1 protein-coding gene and 1 pseudogene are annotated in these 1,175 nt (G+C 67.9%); both read right to left on the bottom strand.

All coding sequences use genetic code 11. The annotated features are described in order from the left end of the window. Positions 1-144: 144 nt before the first annotated feature. On the bottom strand, positions 145-663 hold the full coding sequence (locus tag JCM19049_RS14775) for a hypothetical protein (protein WP_054821948.1): 519 nt from the start codon (positions 661-663) through the stop codon (positions 145-147). Next, positions 639-1,175, bottom strand: a pseudogene (locus JCM19049_RS14770) (ATP-binding cassette domain-containing protein); the annotation flags it as partial. The pseudogene JCM19049_RS14770 and the gene JCM19049_RS14775, both read right to left, overlap by 25 nt.

Here is a 1,175-nt window from a genome sequence, read left to right as displayed (position 1 = left end):
GCCGCCGGGGCGACCGCGCCAGGGTGCCGAACGGGGTGTAGGCCAACACCGTGGCGACCGGGTCGATCCAGTCAAGGGCGCTGGTCGCCGCCTCGGTGAGCATCCCGATGATCGGCCCCAGGCTCACCAGCAGCAGGAAGAAGATCAGGAACGTGGCCTCGCGGAAGCGGCGCTTGGAGCGCAGCGCGGTGGCTGGATGGTCAGGTACTGGCAGCCGAACACCGCCAGCACGGCGGTGCCCAGGTTCGCCACCAGCGCCAGCAGCAGCACGCCCGGATCCAGGCGCCACAGCACACTGAACCCGGCCATCGCCAGCACCGTGATCAGCGCCGGGATGGAGACGAACCCGGCCAGCACCAGCGCCCGGCCCAGCGTCTTGGGCTCAATGCCGAAGTGCACGAAGCGCTGCGGCTCCAGGGTCAGGTCCACGCCGGTCAGCAGCGGCGGGACAATCGCCCAGCCGATCACCACCAGCGAGCTGGCCAGGATGGAAATGTAGCTCAGCCACTGCAGGTCCGCGGAGAACCAGGCGGCCAGGATCAGCATCGCCACCACGCCCAGGGCGTAGAGCGTACCGATGATCACCCCGACCAACTGCCAGGTGCTGCGCCGGAAACCGTTGCGCAGCAGGGTCAGCTTTAGTTTGAGGATGTGCGCAACCACGACAGCCCTCCGCCCTGTGCCCGTCCGCCGACCAGGTCCACGAAGCGCTCCTCCAGGCTCATCCCGCCGCGCACCTCATCACGGTGCCCGAGGCGCGCAGCACCCCGTCGGCGATCACGGCCACGTGCGAGCACATGCGCTGCACCAGGTCCATCACGTGGGAGGAGACGATCACGGTGCCGCCGAACTTCACGTATTCGTTCAGGATGTCGCGGATGTTCGCCGCCGAGACCGGGTCCACCGCCTCGAAGGGCTCATCGAGCACCAGCAGCTTCGGCGAGTGGATCATCGCGGTGGCCAGCGAGATCTTCTTGGTCATCCCCGCGGAGTAGTCCACCACCAGCTTGTCCCCGTCGTTGACCAGGTCCATGACCCGCAGCAGGTCCTCGGTGCGGGTGGTGACCTCCTCGCGCTCCATCCCGCGCAGCAGCCCGAATAGGTGACCAGCTGGCGTCCGGTGAGTCGGTCGAACTGTCGCACCCCGTCGGCCAGCACCCCCATCATCGACTTCG

The sequence above is a fragment of the Arthrobacter sp. JCM 19049 genome (assembly GCF_001310435.1).
This window is presented reverse-complemented; position numbering and strand designations above follow the sequence as displayed.